Consider the following 23,274-nt stretch of genomic DNA (forward strand, 5'->3'; position numbering starts at 1 on the left):
CGGCTCCGCCGCGTTGTCCTCAAACGCCGGACGGGCTGAATTGCGCGGACCGTAGCCAGCACATCCAGCCCGTCCGGCGTTTGAGGACGCGCCCGCAGGGCGCTCCCCCCGCTGGGGGCACCTCCCAGCGGTAGCTGGGGGAGGCAACGGCGGGACAGCCAGAGGTCCGCAGCCGCCCGTCCGGCGTCAGGACTTCTTGTCGCCGCCCTTGCCCTTGTCGTCACCGGTGCCCATGCCCTCGAAGATTTCCTTGCACATGGGACAGACCGGGTACTTCTTCGGGTCGCGGCCGGGGACCCAGACCTTGCCGCACAGGGCGACCACGGGCGATCCGGAGAGCGCGCTCTCCATGATCTTGTCCTTCTGGACGTAATGGGCGTAGCGCTCGTGGTCGCCGTCGCCGTGCGACACCTGCGGCGTCGGCTCTACGAGGGTGCCGGTCCCTGCCCCGCGCTCGGGCTCAAGAGTGCTCATGGTTTCCAAGCGTACTGGGGGCGGGGCGCATCGGATGAGCCACGGGCCTGCCAGTCGCCCGGCCGGTCGTCGGGCCGGTCTCAGTTGAGGCTCGGGTCGTCCGGGTAGGTCGCGACCATGGCCAGTTCGTTGCGCTGCCGTCGCAGCACGGCCCGCCAGAGCTGGCCCGGGTCCGGGGAGGAGACGTCGCCCGGCTCGGACTCCACGACGTACCAGGCGCCCTCGACCAGCTCGTCCTCCAGCTGACCGGGGCCCCAGCCCGCGTACCCCGCGAAGATCCGCAGGGAGCCGAGGGCCGCGGCGAGCAGTTCGGGCGGGGCCTCCAGGTCGACCAGGCCGATCGCGCCGTGCACCCGGCGCCAGCCGAGCGGGCCGTCCCCGACCGGGGCCGCGCCCTCGCCGTCCTTCCCGCGCCCCTCCCCCGGCACCACGCCCACGCCCAGCGCGGAGTCCAGCGAGACCGGGCCGCCCTGGAAGACCACCCCGGGCTCCCCTGCCAGCGCCGCCCAGGACTCCAGGATGTCGCCGACGCCGACCGGTGTCGGGCGGTTGAGGATCACACCGAGGGACCCCTCCTCGTCGTGGTCGAGCAGCAGCACCACCGCGCGGTCGAAATTCGGGTCAGCGAGCGCCGGTGTCGCGACAAGCAGTCGTCCTGTGAGCGAGGACACCTCGGACATGGGCACATGATCCCGCATTTCGGGCCCGAACGGGGGCCGGACGCAGACTCCGGCAGGAAAGCGGCCGCCCCGCAGATAACCGGTAGCGACCATTCCATTAACGCAGCGTGTTGTTGCGAAGCCATCACACCCCCGAGCCCCCTTTTGCATGCAGGAGGGGGCTCAGGTCGCATTACCCTTTCTTCTTGCCCCCTGCCCAACTCCAGGAACGCGAGATCCATGACCGGCCCTGACGATGTACTGCTTGTCCACGGCGGCGCCCCGCTCGAGGGCGAGATCCGTGTCCGCGGCGCGAAGAACCTCGTGCCGAAGGCCATGGTCGCCGCGCTGCTCGGCAGCGGTCCCAGCCGGCTGCGCAACGTCCCCGACATCCGCGACGTCCGGGTGGTCCGCGGCCTGCTCCAGCTGCACGGCGTCACCGTGCGCCCCGGTGACGAGCCCGGTGAGCTGATCCTGGACCCCTCCCACGTGGAGAGCGCCAATGTCGCCGACATCGACGCGCACGCGGGCTCCTCGCGCATCCCGATCCTGCTGTGCGGCCCGCTGCTGCACCGGCTGGGTCACGCCTTCATCCCGGGCCTGGGCGGCTGTGACATCGGCGGCCGGCCGATCGACTTCCACTTCGAGGTGCTGCGCCAGTTCGGCGCGACCATCGAGAAGCGCGAGGGCGGCCAGTACCTGGAGGCCCCGCAGCGACTGCGCGGCACCAAGATCCGCCTGCCGTACCCCTCGGTCGGCGCGACCGAGCAGGTGCTGCTGACCGCCGTACTGGCGGAGGGCGTCACCGAGCTGTCCAACGCGGCCGTCGAGCCGGAGATCGAGGACCTCATCTGCGTACTGCAGAAGATGGGCGCGATCATCGCGATGGACACCGACCGGACCATCCGGATCACCGGTGTGGACAAGCTCGGCGGCTACAACCACCGCGCGCTCTCGGACCGCCTGGAGGCGGCCTCCTGGGCGTCCGCGGCGCTGGCCACCAAGGGCAACATCTACGTCCGCGGCGCGCAGCAGCGGTCGATGATGACCTTCCTCAACACCTACCGCAAGGTCGGCGGCGCCTTCGAGATCGACGACGAGGGCATCCGCTTCTGGCACCCGGGCGGCTCGCTCAACGCGATCGCGCTGGAGACCGACGTCCACCCCGGCTTCCAGACGGACTGGCAGCAGCCGCTGGTCGTGGCCCTGACCCAGGCGGCCGGGCTGTCCATCGTCCACGAGACGGTGTACGAGTCCCGGCTGGGCTTCACCTCCGCGCTCAACCAGATGGGCGCGCACATCCAGCTGTACCGCGAGTGCCTGGGCGGCTCCGCCTGCCGCTTCGGCCAGCGGAACTTCCTGCACTCGGCGGTCGTCTCCGGCCCCACCAAGCTGCAGGGCGCCGACCTGGTCATCCCCGACCTCCGCGGCGGCTTCTCGTACCTGATCGCGGCCCTGGCGGCGGACGGCACGTCCCGCGTCCACGGCATCGACCTGATCAACCGCGGCTACGAGAACTTCATGGAGAAGCTCCGCAGCCTCGGCGCGAATGTGGAACTGCCCGGCGCCTGACCAGCGCAGAGCACCAGCTGACGGGCCATAAGCGCCTGTACGAGCCATTCAGGGCTTGTACAGGCGCTTTGCCGTACAGGGCGGCTCCGAGGCCCCCAAACGGCCGTACAGCCCGTACAGAACGCCAAAAGGGCGACCACCCCTCGAAGAGGTGGTCGCCCTTTGCGCTTGGGGTCTTACTTGCCCTTCGCGGCTTCCTTGAGCTTGGAGCCCGCGGAGACCTTCACGCTGTAACCGGCAGCGATCTGGATCGGCTCGCCCGTCTGCGGGTTGCGAGCAGTGCGAGCGGCACGGTGGGTGCGCTCGAAGGTCAGGAAGCCGGGGATGGTGACCTTCTCGTCGCCCTTGGCGACGATCTCGCCGACGGTCTCGGCGAGCGCGGCCAGGACGGCGTCGGCGTCCTTGCGGGTCACCTCGGCGCGGTCGGCCAGCGCGGCCACCAGCTCACTGCGGTTCATGTTGTACTCCCGTGTTCTTCTTGCCAATGAGGCGTGAGATCGAAGCCGATGCTGCCAGGGCCCTCGGACAGTCCCCGGACCCGGGTCTGTTGCCAGACCCTCGCGCCCGGTTACGCATCCTGCCCCCACCAGTGGCGGGAAAGCCAATCCGGCACCCTGGAGAGTCACACGGAAAGCGGCACAGCCTCGGATACAGCCGCATTTCTACGGCCTGATTTCTGCCCGACACCTTATGGGCAGGTCGCGGGCGCAAGCACCCGCGACGCGCCGTCGTCAGGCGGTCGTGGTGCCCGTCACAGCCGCGCCCGCGGCCTTCGCGGCCTCGCGGACGGCGCCCGCGACGGCGCCGGCGACCTTGTCGTTGAAGACGCTCGGGATGATGTAGTTCGCGTTGAGCTCGTCCTCGGCGACGACGTTCGCGAGGGCGCCCGCGGCGGCCAGCATCATCTCGGTGTTGACGGTGCGGGACTGGGCGTCCAGCAGGCCGCGGAAGACACCCGGGAAGACCAGCACATTGTTGATCTGGTTGGGGAAGTCCGAGCGGCCGGTGGCGACCACGGCGGCGCTCCGGCGGGCGATCGCCGGGTCCACCTCGGGGTCGGGGTTGGCGAGCGCGAAGACGATCGCGCCGTCGGCCATCGCGGCCACGTCTTCGCCGGTCAGCACGTTGGGGGCGGAGACGCCGATGAAGACGTCGGCGCCGCGCACGGCCTCCTTGAGGGTGCCCGTGATGCCTTCGGGGTTGGTGTTGTCGGCGATCCAGCGGAGCGCGGACTCCGGGCTCGCGTCGACGAGATCGTGCCGGCCCGCGTGCACCACACCGTGGATGTCGGCGACGACCGCGTGCTTGACACCCGCGGCGATCAGCAGCTTCAGGATGGCCGTACCGGCCGCGCCCGCACCGGACATGACGACCCGTACGTCACCGATGGACTTCTCCACCACGCGCAGCGCGTTGGTCAGCGCGGCGAGCACGACGATGGCCGTGCCGTGCTGGTCGTCGTGGAAGACGGGGATGTCGAGGGCCTCGCGCAGCCGGGCCTCGATCTCGAAGCAGCGGGGGGCGGAGATGTCCTCGAGGTTGATGCCCGCGAAGCCGGGGGCGATGGCCTTGACGATCTCGACGATGGCGTCGGAGTCCTGGGTGTCCAGGCAGATCGGCCAGGCGTCGATGCCGGCGAAGCGCTTGAAGAGGGCGGCCTTGCCCTCCATCACGGGCAGCGCGGCCTTGGGGCCGATGTTGCCCAGGCCCAGGACGGCGGAGCCGTCGGTGACCACGGCCACGCTGTTGCGCTTGATGGTCAGGCGGCGGGCGTCCTCGGGGTTCTCCGCGATCGCCATGCACACGCGGGCCACGCCCGGGGTGTAGATCATGGAGAGGTCGTCGCGGTTGCGGATGGGGTGCTTGGACGCCATCTCGATCTTGCCGCCGAGGTGCATCAGGAAGGTGCGGTCGGAGACCTTGCCGACGCTGACGCCCTCGATGCCGCGGAGTTCCTCGACGATCTCGTCGGCGTGGGCGGTGGAGGTCGCGGCGACGGTGACGTCGATCCGCAGCTTCTCGTGGCCCGAGGCGGTGACGTCGAGGCCGGTCACCGAGCCGCCGGAGGACTCCACGGCCGTGGTGAGCTGGCTGACCGCGGTCCCGCTCGCGGGGACCTCCAGCCGGACCGTCATCGAGTACGAGACGCTTGGCGCCGTTGCCATGGCCGCTTTCCTCTGCTTTCCCTGTTTTCGCTTGGTACGCGTGGTACGCGCCGCGGGGCGCGGGGGTCGATCGTCCCACCTACTGATGAGTACGCGGTAACCGACCCCGGATTCCGGAAGGCGGGTTCCGGCATACGGGAGAGGTGACCTGCGGAAACGCCGACGGGCGCTCCTCGTGGTGAGGAGCGCCCGTGGGGACGTTCTGGTGGCACCGACCCGCCATGCTCGCCTCGCGGCAAGTGGTCGCTCGAAGCGACTAAGGTTGGGCCCGGGGGCTTGGATCGAGCCGGTGCCGTGTTCCAGGCTAACAAATGCTCCCCGGAAGTCATGGCCGAACACCGGGGCTCCGCCCCGGACCCCACGACGAACCCCGGCACGGGGCCGCGCCCCCACTCCCCGGACCGGCACACCTCTGAGGCTGCCGCCTCGGCCCCCGGCCCGTACACACCCCGGGGCTACCGCCCCGGGCCCTGGGCAAGGCCTCAACTCTGCGGCCCGCCGGGCCTGCGACTCCCCTGACGTCGTTCCGCCGGACACTGCGTGGGGCTCCGCCCCGGACCCCGATCCCGGGGTTGCACCCCGGTCCGTGCGTACCTCGGGGCTACGCCCCCAGACCCCCCACCCGCCCCGGCTCACGCGCGTCCCGGGCCGTGCCCGTACCCCGCCCGGGACCCCGGGGCAAGGCCTCAACTCCGTTGCCCCGCCCCGGCCTCCGGCCCGCGCTCACCCCGCAGGCCGTCTCCGGGGCCGCGGCCCGGGTCCGGCCCGGGGCAGGGGCTCAACTCCGAGGTTCCGCAACGGACCTCGGGGTCCGGGCCCCGCCCCGGGCCCGGCTCCGCTCCTCCCGGAGGGGTCAGTCCCGTAGCAGGTCCGGGATTCCCTCCGGGTTCGGGTCGTCGCGTTCTCCCGAGAGGACCGTCAGGCGCTGGGTGGCGCGGGTGAGGGCCACGTAGAGGACGCGGAGGCCCGCCGGGGATTCGTCGGCGATCTCGGCCGGGGTGACGACCACGGTGGCGTCGTACTCCAGGCCCTTCGCCTCCAGGCTGCCGAGGACGACGACGCGGTCGCCGAGGCCGGCGAGCCAGTCGCGGGCCTCCGCGCGGCGGGCCATCGGGACGACCACGCCGACGGTGCCGTCGACGTCCTCCAGGAGGTGCCGGGCCTCCGCGCGCACGGCCTTCGGCAGGTCGCCGTCCGTCACGGCGAAGCGCGGCACGACGCCGGTCGACCGTACGGCCGCGGGGGACCGCATGCCCGGCATGGCCAGCGCCAGCACCTTGGCGGCCAGTTCGGCGATCTCCGCGGGGTTGCGGTAGTTCACGGTGAGTTCGAAGCGACGGCGGGGGCGGTTGCCGAGCGCCTCGTCGCGGGCGGCGGCCGCCTCGTCCGGGTCGGACCAGGAGGACTGCGCGGGGTCGCCGACGACCGTCCAGGTGGCGGTGCGGCCCCTGCGGCCCACCATCCGCCACTGCATGGGCGTCAGGTCCTGCGCCTCGTCGACGATCACATGGGCGTAGTCCCGGCGCTCCTCCGCCAGCCGCTCCGCGCGCTCGCGCCTGCTCTCGGAGCGCGTCGGCATCAGCTCCTCCAGCCCGGTGAGATGGGCGAGCGGGTCGAGCTCGCGCGGCTGCTTGGGCCGGGCGGGTACGCCGAGCAGCGTCTCCAGCTCGTCCAGCAGCGCGACGTCGTGCACGGAGAGCGGGCCCCGGCCCCTGGCGTCCAGCCGCTTGAGCGAGCGGGCCAGCAGCCGGATCTCGCGCTGGTTGAGCTCACGGCGCGCCCAGCGGGCGAGCCGCCGTTCGTCCGCCATCGCGGCCAGCACCCCGCGCGGGGTGAGCTCGGGCCACCAGGCGGCGAGGAAGTCGATGAAGACGTCCTCGGTGGTGATGTCCTCGTCGAAGGCCTGCCGGGCCTCCTGCGCGAGCTCGGGGTCGGTGTAGCGCTTGGGCCCGCCCGCCCTGGACCACAGGGCGTCGAGGATCAGCCTGCGGGCGCGCGGGCGCAGCAGGTTGATGGGCGCGGTGCCGCCGAGGGCGGTGTTGCGGATGCGCTTGAGCTCGTCGGCCCCCAGCTCCAGCCGGGCGCCGAAGGCGACGACGCGGAGGCGGTCGGGCGTGCCGGCCACCGGGGGCGCCGCCGGGTCCGCGAACGCCAACTGGCCGTCGTCCGCCCGGCGTGCCGGCGCCGCGGACGGCGTCTCCAGCGCGCCCCGCACCGCCTTGCGCAGCACCTTGAGCATGCGGGAGGAGCCCTTGACGCGGGCGACCGCGGGCTCGTCGTAGGTGTCGGCCTCCGCGCCGTCCACCAGGGAGCCCACCGCGCGGATCGCGACCTGGCCCTCCTCGCCGAGCGAGGGCAGCACGCCCTCGGTGTAGGCGACGAGCAGCGGGGTCGGCGAGACGACGAGGATGCCGCCCGCGTAGCGGCGGCGGTCCTGGTAGAGGAGGTACGCGGCGCGGTGCAGGGCGACGGCGGTCTTGCCGGTGCCGGGGCCGCCCTCGACCTCGGTCACCGAGGCGGCGGGGGCCCGGATGACCATGTCCTGCTCCGCCTGGATGGAGGAGACGATGTCCCGCATCGTGTGGCTGCGGGCCTGCCCGAGCGCGGCCATCAGCGCGCCGTCGCCGACGACGGGCAGCGCGGCGCCGCGCAGGGTGGCCGTCAGCTCGGGGCGCAGCAGGTCGTCCTCGACGCCGAGGACCTTGCGGCCCTTGGAGCGGATGACGCGGCGGCGCACGACTCGGCCGGGCGCCACCGGCGTGGCGCGGTAGAACGGCGCGGCCGCGGGGGCGCGCCAGTCGATGACGAGCGGCGAGTAGTCGGCGTCCAGGACGCCGATGCGGCCGATGTGCAGGGTCTCCGCGATCTCCGCCCGGTCGTCGCGCACGGCGTCGTCGGCGGGTTCGACGGAGGTGTAGGCGCCGTCGGGGCCCTTCTTCCCGTCCTTGCCGAGGAGCAGGTCGACGCGGCCGAAGAGGAAGTCCTCGAACTCGTTGTTGAGCCGGTTGAGGTGCACCCCGGCGCGGAACACCTGGGCGTCCCGCTCGGCGAGCGCCCCCGGCGTGCCGACCTGGCCCCGTTTGGCGGCGTCGTCCATGAGGAACTCGGCCTCGTGGATCTTCTCCTCCAGGCGTCGGTACACCCGGTCCAGATGCTGTTGTTCGGTACCGATCTCGCGGTCGCGGACCCCGTCGGGTTCCGTCACCGGTCCTGTCGCCACCTGCGCGTCCGTGACGTTCTGCGCGGCCACCCAAGCCCCCTTCTGCTGTGCCTAGGGCAGCCGTCAACCGTACGCGAACAGAGGTGCTGAGCGCACCTGTCAGGACATGACGGACTTGATGGCGGTTTGGTCACACCTTGACGGTGGCGAGGAGTTTCCCGGCGAGCGTGCGCACCTCGAAGTGGTCGATGTCGTTCCGCTGGAACGCGGCGCCGCCGTGGGTGTAGAGAGGCTCCTTGCCCCACTTATCGCCTTTGTCCCCGCTGCCGGGCAGCCCGTAGCCCGCGGCCGGTACGGCCCACGTGGTGACGGTCTGACGCTCGCCGTTCTTGCCGACGGCGACGAGGTCGCAGGTCAGCGGGCCCTTGACGTTGGCGAGTCGCAGGGCGACGTGGGTGCCCCAGGGCTTCTCCTCCAGCGAGACGGTGGCGTCGACCTTGGTGGCGGGGTCGACCGCGCCGATCTTCTCGCCCTCCTCGTACATCGCCTTGGCCGCGCTCACGGTGCTGTGGCTCGGCGTGTGCTGCGAGGTGAGGGCCGAGCCGACGAGCGGACCGGCGACGATCAGCACGGCGGCCGCCGCGGCCAGGCAGAGCCGCCGGACGCGCTGGGTACGGCGGACGGCCGTGGCCTCGGCCAGGAGATTGCCGAGGAGCGCGGGACCCGGCCGCGCGGTGAGCACACCGGGGTCCGGCGCGGATTCCCTGAGGTCGGCGAGGAGCGGGGTCAGCCCGAGCAGGCCGTCGAGCTCGGCGGCGCACTCGGGGCAGTCGGCGAGGTGCTCCTCGAAACGGACGGCCTCCGCCTCGTCCAGGACGCCGAGCGCGTAGGCGCCCACGTCCATGTGCGGTGTCGGCTGGGTCATGCCGTCACTCCCCGTTCTTCGAGCGAGAGCTTCATGGAGCGCAGCGCGTAGAAGACCCGGGACCGCACGGTCCCGGCCGGCACGCCCAGCACTTCGGCCGCCTCGCTCACCGTACGTCCCTTGAAGTAGGTCTCGATCAGCGCCTCTCGGTGGGCCTCGGTCAGATCGCCGAGCGCGTCGGAGATGGTCATCAGGCGCAGGGCCCGGTCGATCTCGTCGGCCGCGGGGATCAGTTCCAGAGGGCCCGGGTCGACCTCCCGGGGGCGGGCCCGGCGGCTGCGGTGGTTGTCGATGACGATGCGCCGGGCGACGGTCACCAGCCAGGGGCGTACGGAACCGGGGGCGCCGCGCAGCCGGTCGGCGTTGCGCCAGGCGCGCAGCAGCGTCTCCTGGACGACGTCCTCCGCGCGCTGGCGGTCCCCGGCGACCAGCCGGAGCACGAACGCGAGGAGGGGGCCGGCGTGCTCGTCGTAGAGCGCCCGCATCAGCTCCTCGTCGGGACTGGTCCTGTCAGCCACGACGGCATCCTTGCGCAAGGCCGTTCTCCCGGTCGATAGCAAGATTCGGTGATTGCCCGGTCAGTAGCCGTAGCCTCCGCTGCCGCCGCCGGTGGCCTTGGCCTTCTTGCCCTGCGGGTCGCTGGCGAACCAGGTGCCGCCGATGCCCTGGCCCTTGGTGTCGCCGGGCTGACTGTCGGGCGCGTAGCGGTACAGCGGCCAGCCGCCCAGGGTCAGTTGCCTGCTGCCGTCGGCCCGGGTGACGGTGGAGACGAGGTTCTTGTCGATGCCCTTGAGCCGGACCTGGTCGGTGGCCGTCACGGGCGGCCAGGTGGTGACGCAACTCCCGTTGCAGTTCGAGGCGGACGGCTTGGGCCGGTCCTTGTCGAAGCGGTAGAGAGTGAAGCCCTTGGCGTCCGTGACGATCGTGCCCAGCTTGGCGTCCTGTGCCGTGAGGAGGGCGGCGGGCGCCTGCTGCTGTTGCTGCTGGCTCTGGGATGGTGTGCTCTTGTCCGTGGAGGACGAGCCGCCGCCGGAGTCACAGGCGGTCACGGTCAGCGCGAGCAGCGCTGCGGACACTCCTAGCCGGAGGGGCATGTGGGTGGGTGCGCTCATCTCGGTTCCCCCTGACGGTCCGGTTCCGGGGCGCTGCCGCCCCCTTCGGCCTTGAATACGTACGGGGGTGCCTGCCGTACTCAGCCGCCGCTGAGATTTTCCGCTGCGGTCGGCCGCCGCACCGTTGCCGCCTACGGCGGAAGCGGCCTACGGCCGCGTCCTCAAACTCCCCCAGCTACCGCTGGGAGGTGCCCCCAGGACGGGCTGGTTGTGCGGGCGGACGGGCACAATCCGCAAGGCCCAAGACGCGCATCGCATCGCATCGCGGTGGACGACCCGCAGTCTCCGGGCCCACAGGTCAGCAATGCGCAGGCTGGTTGTGCGGGCGTAGTCCGCATCCTCCGGGCCGCAGACCAAAGAGCCACGGTCCGCAAATCCAGCCCGTCCGGCGTTTGAGGACAACGCGGCGAAGCCGTGTTGCGGGGTCCGGGGCGCAGCCCCGGTACGGGGAACCCCGGGGGCGGAGCCCCCGGACAGGGGGTCAGCCGCGACGGCGCCGGTGCCGAGCCACCCGTTCGCGATTGCCGCAGACCTCACTGGAGCACCACCGCCGCCGGCGCCCACGCGAAGTGTCGAGGTAGACCAGCGAGCACGTCTCCCCCTCGCACCGCCGCAGCTGCCCCCGCGTGGCGGGATCGGTCAGCAGCTCCACCGCGTCGCGGCAGATCTGCCCGACGAGGGCCCCGCAGTCGGGGGGTGCGGCGACCGTGCGGACGAGCGTGCCGTCGTCGGTCCGTACGGCCCGCACCGCCGGGGGCGCGGTCGCGGCGAGCGCGTTGACCCGCTCCAGGTCGGGGTCGGCGGCCCGGCCGTCGACCTCGGCGTGGACGACACGGTGCAGCAGGTCACGGGCGGCGCGGAAGCGCCCGAGCCAGCTCCCGTCGACGGCCCCGAGCGGGGTGCCGGGCGGCACGACCCCCGCGCCGAACAGCCAGTCCCGCAGCCGCTCGGGGGTGTCGAGCCGCTCGACGGGCTCCTCGCTGAACCGGCCGCCGACCGTGGCCACCAGATCCAGGCAGGGCCGCCCGGCGTCGAATCGCAGGTCATAGGAGGCTGTCGCCGCCATGCGCCGGTCACCTTTTCCCTGTTCTCTTCCCTGTTCGCGTTGGTCCGCGGCGGAGCCGCCACCTCCAGGGTGCCCCCTTACGTGCACACCTGTAACCCCCGGATCCGCCGGACAGCCGAGCAGGGAACGCCCCTACGGGCGGCGGGACTTGACGAGGGCGAAGCCCGTCAGGGCGAGGATGCCCGCCGCGCCCGTGGCGACGGTCGCCACCACCAGGGGGTTGGCGGAGCCGCCGGAGGAGGACGCCCCCGTCACCAGGAGCTGCCCTATCCTGCGTACGCGGCCGTGGTGGCTGACCACCGTCACGGGGTAGCTCCCCGAGCCCAGCCCGCGCCGGATCCTCGCGGGCCCGTAGTACCGGGGCGAGTCGCCGTCCCCGGCCTTGCTCTCGTCCCGCCGCAGCGGCACCGGCCGTTCGAAGGCCGGTGAGGTGGCGACGATCCGCCCCTCCTCGCCCGGGTCGGGCGCGCCGTCCCGCCACAGGACGTTGACGGTGCCGCCGACGGCGACCTGGTGGCGCGTACGGGCCCGGTCGGGACCCGATGTCTTCGAGGCGTCGAAGAAGGCGGGGCCGTGCGCCCGGCCCACGTAGTCGCGGTCGCCGGGCTTCGCCGCGCGGATCAGCAGCGGCTTCTCGTCGAGGGTGCGGCCGCCGGGCCCGGTGAGCCGCACCGTGTAGGTGCCGTCCTTCACCGAGGGCGGCAGCTCCACCGAGCCGGAGAACAGCCGGGGGTTGTTCCAGTCGGCGCTCTTCGGGTCGTGGGCGAGCCGCACCGGCGCGGGGAACGCGGGCGAGCGCGCCTCGAAGGCCGCCCCGGTCTCGCCGGGAAACAGGTCGTCGTACGCCATCCACAGTTGCTCCCCGGGCCGCATGACCTCGCCCGGCGAGGTCACCGTGAACTGCGGCCGCCGCGCGGGCCCGACCTCCACCCGGTCCTCCGCGACGACCCGGCCGCCGGCCCGCACGGTGAGCGGGTAGCTGCCCGGCCGGACGGTCATCGCGATGGCGGGCCGGGCGTGGTGGCCGCGCTCGGCGGCCGGTGCCCGGTGCTCGTAGGGCGCGAGCCGGACGCGGTGCGGGAAGACGGGCGAGGAGACGGTGACCTCGCCCCGGCCGCGCACACCCTGGACGTCTATGTCGACGAGCCCGCCGGGCCGGTTGTCGAAGGCGCCGTTGAGCAGCAGGTGCACCCCGCCGCGCCCGTCGTCGGCCACCGCCGTCCCGGCCACGCCCACGGCCGGCCACAGCGCTCCGGCACCCACCACGGCCACCACCGCACGAGTCCAGTTCACCGCGCACCCCCTTGTCGCATTCAGGAAGAGGGCCGTCCCGGCCTCCAGGTTGCCCTCGTCCCGGCAAAACGGCCCGCATGACGGCGTCCACGGCGACATCCACGGCAGCATCCACGGCACACCCGACGACAAAGGCCCCACCGCCGGAGCGGTGGGGCCTTCGCCTCACATGGGATGAGTGGAGATGGCGGGAATCGAACCCGCGTCCAACGGTGCGGAAACAGGGCTTCTCCGAGCGCAGTCCGCTGCGATTTTCTCGGCCCCGGAGATCACACGGACAAGTCTCCGACGGGCTCAGTCACTGTTTGATTTCCCACTCGGCCCCGTGACCGGACCTAGTGGTTTAGTTCCCTAGCTGATGCCAGGATCCGGGTCGGGAACAGCCCCGGGCTGACACTTCGCAAAGTCGCTACTTAGGCAGCGAGGGCGAAGGAATCGCGCTTGGTGTTGGCGATTATTGGTTGCGACATATGGTTTACGAGATCATTGCCGCTTCCTCGGCTCGCTTCCCCTGCTTCGACATCCGCTGTCGAAACCGATCATCCCCATGTTGTTTTTTCAAGGTGCGCCCCTCGCGGGGTGCGATGTCCATCGTACGTGACCCGCGCACGACGGTGCCAGCCTATTTACCCGCGCGAGCTACCGTGCTGGGCCTGCTGACGCCTGCGGGCCGCCGAGATCGCGCGGCTCGCCTCGCGGGTGTCCTGCTTCTCGCGGAGCGTCTGCCGCTTGTCGTACTCCTTCTTGCCCTTGGCGAGGGCGATCTCGACCTTGGCGCGGCCGCTCTTGAAGTACAGCGCGAGCGGCACGATCGTGTGGCCGGTCTCCTGCGACTTGGAGTCCAGCTTGTCGATCTCGGCGCGGTGCATCAGGAGCTTGCGCTTGCGGCGCGCGCTGTGGTTCGTCCAGGTGCCCTGGGCGTACTCGGGGACGTGGACGTTGTGCAGCCACGCCTCGCCGCCGTCGATCTGGACGAAGCCGTCCACGAGCGAGGCCCGGCCCTGGCGCAGCGACTTGACCTCGGTGCCGGTCAGCACCATGCCGCACTCGTAGGTGTCCAGAATGTGGTAGTCGTGGCGCGCCTTCTTGTTCTGCGCGACCAGTTTGCGATCGGTCTTCTTCTCTTTCGCTTTAGCCATAGCGCGCACATTCTCGCACTAGGACCCACCCCTGAGGCCACTCAATACCGTGCGGGCCCGGTGCTCGGCATCGCCCCGTACGACCAGGTCGGGGGCGATGCCCCGGCCGTCGACGGAGTGGCCTGAAGGGGTGCGGTAATGGCCGACGGTGAGCTCCGCGACCGAGCCGTCGGGGAGCCTGCTCGGCAGCTGCACGGAGCCCTTGCCGAAGGTGCGGGAGCCGACGACGACCGCCCGGCCCCGGTCCTGGAGCGCCCCGGCCAGCAGCTCGCCGGCGCTCATGGTGCCGCCGTCGACGAGCACGACGAGCGGCGGCCCGGTGTCCCCGCCGGGCCGGGCCTCCAGGGTGCGCCGTCCGCCCGGCACGTCGTAGGTGGCGACCACGCCGCCGTCGAGGAAGGCGGAGGCGGTGGAGACGGCCTCGGTGACCAGGCCGCCGGAGTTGCCCCGCAGGTCCAGCAGGATGCCCTCGCCCCGGGCCGCGGACCGGGCCGCCCGGCGAACGCGTTCGCCGGTGCCCCGGGTGAAGGAGTCGACCTTGATGCGGGTGGCCGCCGGGCCGTCCTCCCGGCTGTCCGCGAGCCGCTCCACGGCGACGCTCTCGGTGACCAGCCGCGCGCGGTACAGGGTCCGCTCCCAGGACCGCCCGGACCGCTGGAGGCCGATCCGTACGGGTGTGCCCGCCTCGGCGCCGCCCGCGGCGTCGTCACCGCGCAGCAGGGCGACGACCTCGGTGACCGGCAGGCCCGCCGTCGCCACCCCGTCGACCGTGCGGATCGCGTCGCCCGCGCGGACGCCCGCGCGCTCCGCGGGCCCGTCGGGCCGGACGTCCTCGACCTCGGTGCCGCCGTCGGCACCCGGCCGGGCGGAGAGCCCGACCCCGATGTAGGCGCCGTCCAGGGCGCGCTGGAGGCCCTCGTACTCATGGGCGCTGTAGACGGAGCTCCAGAGGTCGCCGCTGCGGCCGATCACCTCGGCGGCGGCCGCCGCCCCGGACCTGCCGTCCTCCTCCGCCCGCTCGGCGGCGTCCTCTACGGCCCGGCGGTCGGGCAGCCTTCCGGCCCCGGCGCCCAGCGCCGCGGCTCCGTCGACGGGTCTCGCGGCCGTACGCGACGGAACGCGGGCTTCCGTCGGCTTCCGGCCGCCCTGCGCGCCGGCGTCCCAGGAGCCTGCGGCGGCGCCCGTCGCCAGCACGCCCGCGAAGACCAAGGTCAGCGCGGCACCGCGCCGCGCACGGCGCTGCGGAAGGAACATCGACGGGCCGGGCATGCGCGTGAGTCTAGGACAAGAGAAGGCGCCGTACGGGGAGTTGTCCGTACGGCGCCCTGGTCACTGCTCAGACCTTGAGGTACTTCCGCAGCGCGGCGAAAGCGGCCAGCGCGGGCATCAGCAGCCCGATGGCGAGCACCAGCGGCAGCTTGGCCAGTACCGCGTCCCAACCGAGGAACTGGATGACGTCGATGTGGTGCACCAGGTAGTTGTCCACCAGGAAGTGCTGGCCGCAGACCAGCAGCACGCAGGCGAAGCCCGCGCCGAGCAGCCCGGCGAAGGCCGCCTCCATGATGAACGGGATCTGGATGTAGAAGCTGGACGCGCCGACGAGCCGCATGATCCCGGTCTCCCGGCGGCGGCTGAACGCCGACACCCGGACGGTGTTGACGATCAGCAGCAGCGCCACGATCAGCATCAGGAACATCAGGCCGAGCGCCGCGCCGTTCATGACGTTGAGGAGGTTGAAGAGGTTGGACAGCGTCGTTTTCTGGTCCTGCACCGTCTGCACACCCGGCCGCTGGGAGAAGGCGCTGGTGATGACCTCAAACTTGGCGGGGTCTTTCAACTTGACGCGGAAGGACTCCTGCATCTGGTCCGGCGTCAGCGAGCTGGCGATCGGGGAACTCTTGCCGAACTGCTCCTTGTAGTGCTTGTACGCCTCGTCGGCCGTCTCGAACTGGACGCTCTGAACGAGATCCATCTTCTGCAGATCAGCGCGGATCTCCTTCTTCTGGTCCTCCGTCGCCGCCCCCTTGGCACAGGAGGGGAAGGACTCCGCGTCGGTCTTGTTGCAGAGGAAGATCGAGACGTTGACCTTGTCGTACCAGTAGCCCTTCATCGTGCTGACCTGCTCGCGCATCAGCAGCGACCCGCCGAACAGCGCGAGCGACAGGGCGACGGAGACGATCACCGCGAAGGTCATCGTGAGATTGCGGCGGAGACCGACGCCGATCTCCGACAGGACGAACTGGGCGCGCATGGCGTCCTTTCAGTGCTGGTAGCCGTAGACGCCGCGCGACTGGTCGCGTACGAGACGGCCCTGTTCCAATTCGATGACGCGCTTCCGCATCTGGTCCACGATCTGCTGGTCGTGGGTGGCCATGATGACGGTGGTCCCGGTCCGGTTGATCCGGTCCAGCAGCTTCATGATGCCGACGGAGGTCTGCGGGTCGAGGTTGCCGGTCGGCTCGTCCGCGATGAGCAGCAGCGGGCGGTTGACGAACGCGCGGGCGATCGCGACGCGCTGCTGCTCACCACCGGAGAGCTCACCGGGCATCCGGTCCTCCTTGCCGCCGAGGCCCACCAGCTCCAGGACCTGCGGGACGGCCTTGCGGATCTCGCCGCGGGGCTTGCCGATGACCTCCAGGGCGAAGGCGACGTTCTCGTTGACCGTCTTGTTGGGCAGCAGCCGGAAGTCCTGGAAGACCGTGCCCAGCTGGCGGCGCATCTGCGGCACCTTCCAGTTGGAGAGCCTGGCCAGATCCTTGCCCAGCACGTGGACCTGGCCCGTACTGGCCCGCTCCTCGCGCAGCAGCAGTCTCAGGAAGGTGGATTTGCCGGAACCGGACGAGCCGACGAGGAAGACGAACTCGCCCTTCTCGATCTCCAGCGAGACATCGCGGAGCGCCGGGCGGTTCTGCTTGGGGTAGGACTTGGATACGTTGTCGAATCGGATCACGAGTGCACCACGCGTCGACCTGGATAGGGGGCACGGAACACCGCGCGCGCGGCTCCCGTCGGTGTGCGTGACCATACGCGAACCACCGGTGTACGCGCAGACGGCGTCCGGTCTTGGCGCGTTTGTTACCGGCTCGGCGGGGACAAAACTGGGGCAATCGGGTCCGCGCTCCGGGGTTCAGCCGACCGGCCGCGCCGAACGGCGCGGAAGCTGGCACAGTGGTAAGGGGAACCGCTCGGCTCTCCCGCGCGTTGGACGTACCGGAGGAGGAGATCGCATGACATGCGACCGACTGGTGTGCGCCAACTGTGCGGCCCCCGTCAGCGAGGGCCGGTGCCCGGTCTGCCGGGCGAGCCGTGAGCGGCTTCAGCACCAGGAAGGCGTTTTCGCCGGGCTGACCCCGGCCACCCTGCTCGTGCTGCTGGTGGCGCTGATAACGGTGGCCGCCGTCGCGCGCGGCTTCGCCGGGTAGCCGCCCGGTCACAGCGGCGCGATGCCTCTCCGCCGTGGACGACGTGAACGACACGAAGGGCCCGGAGCGCCGTCGCGCTCCGGGCCCTCGTCGTCGGGGCTGGGCCCGGCTCCGTCCGTCAGACCGCGCTGGTGCGGGTCATCAGGCGCGGCAGCAGCCGGAAGCCGACGCCGCCCGCGATCATCGTCGCGGCGCCGACGACCAGGAAGGTCGTCTGGCCCGCGCCGGTCTCGGCGAGCTGCTCCTTCGGCTTGGCCTGCTGCACGGGCTTGACGCCCGCGCTGTCGGTGTCCGTGTTGGTGCCGCAGTTGCTGTTGGTGTCCACCGGGCAGGTGCGGGGCTCGCCGGGCTTGTCGCCCTGGTCGCCGCCGGTGGCGGAGCCGCCGGTGCCACCGTTGTGGTCACCGCCCGTGCTGCCGCCGGTGGAACCGTTGTGGTCACCGCCGGTGCTGCCGGACGTGCCCTGGTCACCACCGGTCGAGGTGCCGCCGGTGCCACCCGTGCCACCCGTGTTGCCACCGGTACCGCCCGTGCCACCCGTGCCGCCAGTGTTGCCGGACGTACCGCCAGTACCGCCGGTGCCGCCCGTACCGCCGGTGTTGCCGGAGGTACCGCCGGTGTTGCCACCTGTGCCACCCGTGTTGCCGGACGTACCGCCCGTGTTGCCACCGGTACCGCCGGTGTTGCCGCCCGTGCCGCCCGTCGACGGGCCGCCGGTGGACGGGTCACCCGTCGTCGTACCGCTGGTGGACGGACCGCCCGTCGTCCCGCCGTCCGACTGGCCGCCGCTGGACGGACCGCCCGTGGACGGGTCACCCGTGGTGCCGCTGGTGGACGGGCCACCCGTCGTACCGCCATCGGTCTTGCCGCCGCTGGACGGACCACCGGTGGACGGATCGCCCGTCGTACCGCTGGTGGACGGACCGCCGGACGTACCGGTCGAGGTGGTGCCCGTGGAAGTGGAACCGGTGGCGCCCGTGGTGTCACCGCCGGGCTGCGGGATGTGGTCGGGGTCGCCGTCCGGGGCCGTGACGCCGTGCACCGAGGCCGTCTTCGCGACACCGACCCCGGCGACGTGGACGCCCGCGGCGGAGGCCGCGCCGGCGGCCGTCAGCGAAGCACCCGCGGCGACAACCGCGCCGGCGGCTATGCGCGCGACGCGCAGTCGCGTCTTCTTGGTCATATACCTGCTACCCCCAGTAGCTGATCGTCATTGGAGCAGCCATGCACGGGGCGGTGGCGCTTCCGGGGGCTGTGAGCGGCTGCACCGGCCGGATCCGCCGGGCCGCTCGCCCCCTCGCCACACGCGCCCCAGTCATACGCATGCCGCGCGTCAGCCTGTCCAGTTTTTGAGGCAGCGTCAAGGAAGTTACAAGCAGGTATGTCCGGCTATGCAGCCGGTTGAGGCTACTTCTCCCGCTGCTTGCGCCAGCGGATACCGGCCTCCAGGAAGCCGTCGATGTCGCCGTCGAGGACGGCGGTGGGGTTGCCGACCTCGAACTCCGTACGGAGGTCCTTGACCATCTGGTACGGGTGCAGGACGTACGAACGCATCTGGTTGCCCCAGGAGCCGCCGCTGTCGCCCTTGAGCGCGTCCATCTTGGCCTGCTCCTCCTGACGGCGGCGCTCGAGGAGCTTGGCCTGGAGGACGTTCATCGCGGTCGCCTTGTTCTGGATCTGCGAGCGCTCGTTCTGGCAGGAGACGACGATGCCGGTCGGGATGTGCGTCAGGCGCACCGCGGAGTCGGTGGTGTTGACGCCCTGGCCGCCGGGGCCGGAGGAGCGGTAGACGTCGACCCGCAGCTCGGACTCGTCGATCTCGACGTGGTCGGTCGTCTCGACGACCGGCAGCACCTCGACGCCCGCGAAGGAGGTCTGGCGGCGCCCCTGGTTGTCGAAGGGCGAGATGCGGACGAGGCGGTGGGTGCCCTGCTCGACGGAGAGCGTGCCGTAGGCGTACGGCACCTGGACGGCGAAGGTGGTCGACTTGATGCCGGCCTCTTCGGCGTACGAGGTCTCGTAGACCTCCGTCTTGTAGCCGTGGCGCTCCGCCCAGCGGAGGTACATGCGCTGGAGGCGCTCGGCGAAGTCGGAGGCGTCGACGCCGCCGGCCTCGGCGCGGATGTTGACCAGCGCCTCGCGGGAGTCGTACTCACCGGAGAGGAGGGTGCGGACCTCCATCTCGGCGAGCGCCTTGCGGACATCGCCCAGCTCGGTCTCCGCCTCGGCGAGGGCATCGGCGTCGCCCTCCGCCTCGGCGAGCTCGAAGAGCACCCCGAGGTCGTCGATGCGGCCGCGCAGGGTCTCCGTCTTGCGGAGCTCCGCCTGGAGGTGCGACAGCTTGCTGGTGATCTTCTGCGCCGCCTCCGGGTCGTCCCAGAGGGAGGGGGCGGCCGCCTGCTCCTCGAGCACGGCGATGTCAGCCCTCATCTTGTCGAGGTCCAGGACGGCCTCGATCGACCCCATGGTCGAGGAGAGGGACTTCAGCTCTTCGGATACGTCAACGACTGCCACGCACCCAGCCTAACGGCTGCGCCGGGCTGCGGGTGTCCGATGGGTACCCCCACTCCTCCCTGAACCCCTGAGCCCCCTTCCCCCACGGGGGTCAGGGCAGGCGGTCCGGGTCCGGTGGGGGCTGGTCCTGGTGGTGGACGCCCGGGGCCGGGGACTTCTCGTCGTGGGACGCGACCGCGAACCAGCCGCCCACCCCCGCCGCCGCGGCCAGCGCCACCGCCGCCGCCCCCAGCTTGATCCGCCGACGGCGCTTCTCCTCCGGGGAGCGGTGCCGCGCCGACCCCGCCCGCCGCTGCCCGGCCGCCCGCGGCGCCCGCGCCGTACCGTGCGCGCCCCCCGCGAGCTCCGCGGGTGTGGGCACGCGCATGCTGGTGTGGGTCTCCCGGTTGGAGTCCGCGACGGCGCCCGGCACCAGCGGCACCGCGCCGCGCCGCCGGGGCGAGGCGGCCACGCCGGACGGCGCGGACCCGCCCTCGTACGCCCCGTCCCGGTCGCCGCCCGCGGCCGGCGCGGCCGCCGGCTCCGGCCCGTCCTCCGGCTCGTCGATGTCGAGCGGCGGGATCCCGGCGAGGCCGGGCAGCAGCTCGCGCAGCCGGACGCCGAGCTCGGAGGCGCGCAGCCGGGAGGCGGGCCCCTTGGCGAGGCACTGGACGATGAGCTGCCACAGCTCGTCCGGGATGCCCGGCAACGGCGCCACCGTCTCGGTGACGTGCCGGCGCAGCACCGCCCCGGGGTGGCCGCCGCCGAACGGGGTGAAGCCCGCGAGCAGTTCGTAGAGGACCGTCGCGAGGGCGTAGACGTCGACGGACGCGCGCGGCGGCAGGCCCTCGATGATCTCGGGGGCGAGGTAGTCGGGGGTGCCGATGACGCTGCGCGGGCTGGGCCCGCGGCCCGCGGCCCCGGCGGCGCCCGGGGCGGGCTGCCGCTCGCGGGCGGGGCGGGGCGCGTCCACGAGCCGGGCGATGCCGAAGTCGGTCAGCAGCGCGGGGTGCGCGCCGCCGGGCCCGAGCTCGCCCTGCATGTCGAGGAGAACGTTCTCGGGCTTGACGTCGCGGTGCACGATGCCGGCCGCGTGCGCGGCGGCGAGGCCGTCCGCGACGTCGGCGACGATGGCGACGGCCGCCTCGGGCGCGAGGCGGCGCTCGCGGTCGAGGCGGGTGCGCAGGTCGGTGCCCCGGATGAGGTCCATGACCAGGGCGAGGTCCGCGCCGTCGACGACGAGGTCGCGGACGCCGACGACATGGGGGTGGTCGAGTCCGAGGAGGGCCGCGCGTTCCTGCACGAACCGGCCGACGAGTTCCTGGTCCGAGGCGAGGTCCTCGCGCAGGAGCTTGATGGCGACCGGGCCCTCGGGGCCCTCGCCGAGCCACACCGTGCCGGCGCTGCCTCGGCCCAGGACCTGGTGGGCGGTGTACCGGCTGCCGATCTTCCGTGCCAAGGCTGTTCGGGTTCCTTTCCGGGTCCTCCGACGTCCGACAAGGGAGCGCTGGCGAACAAGCTACGCGGCCGCGGGGAGGTTGGGGGCACCGATCCCGCACCAACTGTCACTTCTGCGGCGTAAAACACCCTCTAGGTGTCGACTTATCGACGAGGTCGGATGCTTCTCCTCGCGCCGGGGCGCGTGCGCCGGGGATCAGTTGCCGCTGCCGGACGAGCCCAGGTTCGAGACCCAGTCCTTGACGCTCACGACCCAGCTCCACGCCGCGTCCCAGAAGCTCTTGCCGTCCGCGACCCAGTTCTTCAGCGGCGTGAACTCCCAGACCAGCCAGGAGCCGATGATCAGCACCACGATCATGAAGAGGCAGCCCTTGAGGCAGCCGAGACCGGGGATGCGCATCGGGTTCGCGCTGTGCTGCCGGGGCGGACGGGGCTCCCGGCGCTGGGCGGGCGGGGGCTCGGGGGCGTAGCGCTGCGGCTGGGGCTCCTGATAGCGCTGCTGCGGCTGGGGCTGGTACTGCGGTTGAGGCTGCGGCTGCGGGCGGGACCGCGGCTGCCGCCGGGGCGGCTGCGGCGCGTACTGCTGCGGCTGCTGCTGGTACGGCTGCGGCTGCTGCTGAGGTTGCTGCTGTTGATACGGCTGCTGGTACTGCTGCGGCTGGGGGGCCGCAGGGCGCCGGTGCGGGCGGCGGCGCAGCGGGTCGTCGCTCGGGTCGAGGTACTGGACCTGTGTCTGGTCGTTGCGGTCGCGGGCCGCGCGCATCTGGGTCTGCCACGGGTGCGGGCTGTCGTCGCCCTCGGGCGGCAGCGGCGGCACGGGCGGCATGGCGCGGGTCGGGTCGGCGCCGTTCGGGCCGGAGCCCGCCGGCATCACCCGGGTGGGGTCTCCGCCGGGGCCGGCCGGGCCCGCGGCGGTGTTCGGCAGCACGCTGGTCGCGGCGTTCGGGTCGTAGGAGCCCGCGCGGGAGGGCAGCACCTGGGTGGGGTCGGCGTCGCCCGCCCCGGGGCCGTGCGTGCCGCCGGGGCTGCCCGGGACCGTCGCGGGCGCGGGGTCGGGGGCGAGCAGCGCGCCCACGCCGAGCGCGGCCTCCGCCTGTGCCGGGGAGGCGTGCACGCCGACGCCCGAGGCGACGACGCGCAGGGCGCGGGCGAGGTTCTCGGCGCTCGGCCGCTCTTCGGGCCGCTTGCGCAGGCAGCGCTCGATGACCGTCCAGAGGGGCTCGGGGACGGTCGTGGGGCGGCGCGGTTCGGCGCTGAGGTGCTGGTGGAGGACTTCGAGCGCGGTGGCCCCGGCGAACGGGGGGCGGCCGGTGACCAGCTCGTACAGCAGGATGCCCGCGCCGTAGATGTCGACGGCGGAGGTCTGCGGGCGGCCCTCGGCGGACTCCGGCGCCACATAGGCGGGCGTGCCGACGAACTCGTGGGTACGGGTGAGGCCCGGGGAGTCGGCGAGGCGCGCGATGCCGAAGTCGGTGAGCATCGGGTGCATCGTGGCGCTGTCCGAGCCGGACAGCAGGACGTTCGCGGGCTTGAGGTCGCGGTGGACGACGCCGTCGGCGTGACTGGCGGCGAGCGCGTCCGCGATCTGGGCGGTGAGGAGGGCGGCCGCGACCGGGGTGAAGGGCCCGTTCTCGCGCAGGTAGCGGTGCAGGTCCGGACCGTCGACGAGGTCCATGACGAGGGCGAGCAGATCGCCCTCGACCACGAGGTCGCGGGTGCGGACGATGTTGGGGTGGGTGAGGCGCAGCAGGACGGAGCGCTCGCGCAGGAAGCGCATGACGACGTCCGCGTCGTTGGCCAGCTCCTCCTTGAGCACCTTGATCGCGACGGTCTCGCCGGGCTGTCCGGCCACGGCGGCCTCGGAACCGGCCGCCTCGCGCTGGCGGGCCCGCCAAACGGTGCCCGTCGCCCCGCGTCCGAGCACCTCTTCGAGGAGGTACTTGCTGCCTACCGGCCGCACGTCATGCGCTCCCTGGTCGTGATCTGCCGCGTTCCGCCCGGTGGGCCACGGCTGGTGATGGTTGCCGTCGTCTCGTGTCGTCCCGGCCCTTCGCCCACTGTAGTGCCGTCGTACGGGCCGCCGGACTGCTGAAATCCGGGGGGCTATGGGGTAAAGACGCGCGTTCCGGACAGTTGGTTGCCGTGGTGCTCCGGGGCGACCTGGGGTGACGGAAAAGAGACGCAAGAGAGACTCAACTGCGGGCGTCTGAAAACTTGCCAATGAGCGTCATCGAGCGTCAGGAAATGGACCTTCCCTGAACGGTTCACCCGTCGCGTCGGCCCGTACTTGATCACGGTCCGTTTTTTCCGCACACTCCGATCGTCGTTCAAGATCA

20 protein-coding genes and 1 other RNA gene are annotated in these 23,274 nt (G+C 72.1%); 2 read left to right on the top strand and 19 right to left on the bottom strand.

Annotated elements, in window-relative coordinates; all coding sequences use genetic code 11:
- Positions 1–186 precede the first annotated feature (186 nt).
- Positions 187–474 (bottom strand): DUF3039 domain-containing protein, encoded by a 288-nt coding sequence (locus ACWD4A_RS10320; RefSeq protein ID WP_451191937.1) that lies wholly within the window; start codon positions 472–474, stop codon positions 187–189.
- Between the two features lie 80 nt (positions 475–554).
- The gene (locus ACWD4A_RS10325) at positions 555–1,154 is read right to left on the bottom strand and encodes a YqgE/AlgH family protein (RefSeq protein ID WP_451191939.1); all 600 of its coding nucleotides are present in this window, start codon (positions 1,152–1,154) and stop codon (positions 555–557) included.
- Positions 1,155–1,373: 219 nt separating this feature from the next.
- Between ACWD4A_RS10325 and murA the strand changes: the two genes are divergently transcribed.
- Positions 1,374–2,705 carry a UDP-N-acetylglucosamine 1-carboxyvinyltransferase gene (murA, locus tag ACWD4A_RS10330; protein ID WP_451191942.1) on the top strand — a complete coding sequence of 444 codons (1,332 nt, stop codon included), beginning with the start codon at positions 1,374–1,376 and terminating at the stop codon, positions 2,703–2,705.
- 176 nt (positions 2,706–2,881) lie between these two features.
- Here murA and ACWD4A_RS10335 read toward each other — a convergent pair whose 3' ends face one another.
- The 13 genes from ACWD4A_RS10335 to ftsE form a co-directional block, all read right to left on the bottom strand.
- Entirely contained in the window at positions 2,882–3,163 is a 282-nt protein-coding gene (locus ACWD4A_RS10335) for an HU family DNA-binding protein (protein WP_071961969.1), read from the bottom strand.
- Positions 3,164–3,436: 273 nt separating this feature from the next.
- Entirely contained in the window at positions 3,437–4,870 is a 1,434-nt protein-coding gene (locus ACWD4A_RS10340) for a malic enzyme-like NAD(P)-binding protein (protein ID WP_451191945.1), read from the bottom strand.
- An 853-nt stretch (positions 4,871–5,723) separates the two neighbouring features.
- Positions 5,724–8,120 (bottom strand): HelD family protein, encoded by a 2,397-nt coding sequence (locus ACWD4A_RS10345; protein WP_451191948.1) that lies wholly within the window; start codon positions 8,118–8,120, stop codon positions 5,724–5,726.
- 100 nt (positions 8,121–8,220) lie between these two features.
- Positions 8,221–8,955, bottom strand: coding sequence for an anti-sigma factor family protein (locus ACWD4A_RS10350; protein ID WP_451191951.1), 735 nt, complete (start codon positions 8,953–8,955; stop codon positions 8,221–8,223).
- Positions 8,952–9,491 (bottom strand): sigma-70 family RNA polymerase sigma factor, encoded by a 540-nt coding sequence (locus ACWD4A_RS10355; RefSeq protein WP_451191954.1) that lies wholly within the window; start codon positions 9,489–9,491, stop codon positions 8,952–8,954. The genes ACWD4A_RS10350 and ACWD4A_RS10355 overlap by 4 nt, the downstream gene beginning before the upstream one ends.
- Positions 9,492–9,533: 42 nt before the next feature.
- On the bottom strand, positions 9,534–10,067 hold the full coding sequence (locus ACWD4A_RS10360; RefSeq protein ID WP_451191955.1) for a hypothetical protein: 534 nt from the start codon (positions 10,065–10,067) through the stop codon (positions 9,534–9,536).
- A 481-nt stretch (positions 10,068–10,548) separates the two neighbouring features.
- Positions 10,549–11,133: a CGNR zinc finger domain-containing protein gene (locus tag ACWD4A_RS10365; protein ID WP_451191957.1), complete on the bottom strand. Its 585-nt coding sequence runs from the start codon at positions 11,131–11,133 to the stop codon at positions 10,549–10,551.
- 132 nt (positions 11,134–11,265) lie between these two features.
- Entirely contained in the window at positions 11,266–12,426 is a 1,161-nt protein-coding gene (locus ACWD4A_RS10370; RefSeq protein ID WP_451191959.1) for a hypothetical protein, read from the bottom strand.
- 176 nt (positions 12,427–12,602) lie between these two features.
- Positions 12,603–12,973: a transfer-messenger RNA gene (gene ssrA / locus ACWD4A_RS10375) on the bottom strand.
- A gap of 79 nt (positions 12,974–13,052) precedes the next feature.
- On the bottom strand, positions 13,053–13,565 hold the full coding sequence (gene smpB / locus ACWD4A_RS10380) for an SsrA-binding protein SmpB (protein ID WP_451191961.1): 513 nt from the start codon (positions 13,563–13,565) through the stop codon (positions 13,053–13,055).
- A gap of 18 nt (positions 13,566–13,583) precedes the next feature.
- Entirely contained in the window at positions 13,584–14,834 is a 1,251-nt protein-coding gene (locus tag ACWD4A_RS10385; RefSeq protein WP_451191963.1) for a S41 family peptidase, read from the bottom strand.
- A 67-nt stretch (positions 14,835–14,901) separates the two neighbouring features.
- The gene (gene ftsX, locus ACWD4A_RS10390) at positions 14,902–15,816 is read right to left on the bottom strand and encodes a permease-like cell division protein FtsX (RefSeq protein WP_451191966.1); all 915 of its coding nucleotides are present in this window, start codon (positions 15,814–15,816) and stop codon (positions 14,902–14,904) included.
- Positions 15,817–15,825: 9 nt separating this feature from the next.
- Positions 15,826–16,515, bottom strand: coding sequence for a cell division ATP-binding protein FtsE (gene ftsE / locus ACWD4A_RS10395; RefSeq protein ID WP_451191968.1), 690 nt, complete (start codon positions 16,513–16,515; stop codon positions 15,826–15,828).
- A 277-nt stretch (positions 16,516–16,792) separates the two neighbouring features.
- On the opposite strand from ftsE, the gene ACWD4A_RS10400 reads away from it, so the two are divergent.
- Positions 16,793–16,987 carry a hypothetical protein gene (locus ACWD4A_RS10400; RefSeq protein WP_451191970.1) on the top strand — a complete coding sequence of 65 codons (195 nt, stop codon included), beginning with the start codon at positions 16,793–16,795 and terminating at the stop codon, positions 16,985–16,987.
- Positions 16,988–17,105: 118 nt separating this feature from the next.
- Here the strand turns inward: ACWD4A_RS10400 and ACWD4A_RS10405 are convergent, their stop codons facing one another.
- The 4 genes from ACWD4A_RS10405 to ACWD4A_RS10420 all read right to left on the bottom strand — a co-directional run bounded on the left by ACWD4A_RS10405 (position 17,106) and on the right by ACWD4A_RS10420 (position 22,898).
- The gene (locus ACWD4A_RS10405) at positions 17,106–18,170 is read right to left on the bottom strand and encodes a hypothetical protein (RefSeq protein WP_451191972.1); all 1,065 of its coding nucleotides are present in this window, start codon (positions 18,168–18,170) and stop codon (positions 17,106–17,108) included.
- Positions 18,171–18,394: 224 nt separating this feature from the next.
- Positions 18,395–19,501, bottom strand: coding sequence for a peptide chain release factor 2 (prfB, locus tag ACWD4A_RS10410; RefSeq protein WP_451191974.1), 1,107 nt, complete (start codon positions 19,499–19,501; stop codon positions 18,395–18,397).
- A 91-nt stretch (positions 19,502–19,592) separates the two neighbouring features.
- The gene (locus ACWD4A_RS10415) at positions 19,593–20,939 is read right to left on the bottom strand and encodes a serine/threonine-protein kinase (protein ID WP_451191977.1); all 1,347 of its coding nucleotides are present in this window, start codon (positions 20,937–20,939) and stop codon (positions 19,593–19,595) included.
- Positions 20,940–21,134: 195 nt separating this feature from the next.
- Entirely contained in the window at positions 21,135–22,898 is a 1,764-nt protein-coding gene (locus ACWD4A_RS10420) for a serine/threonine-protein kinase (RefSeq protein ID WP_451191979.1), read from the bottom strand.
- Positions 22,899–23,274: the final 376 nt, after the last annotated feature.

The sequence above is a fragment of the Streptomyces sp. NPDC002537 genome (assembly GCF_053594975.1).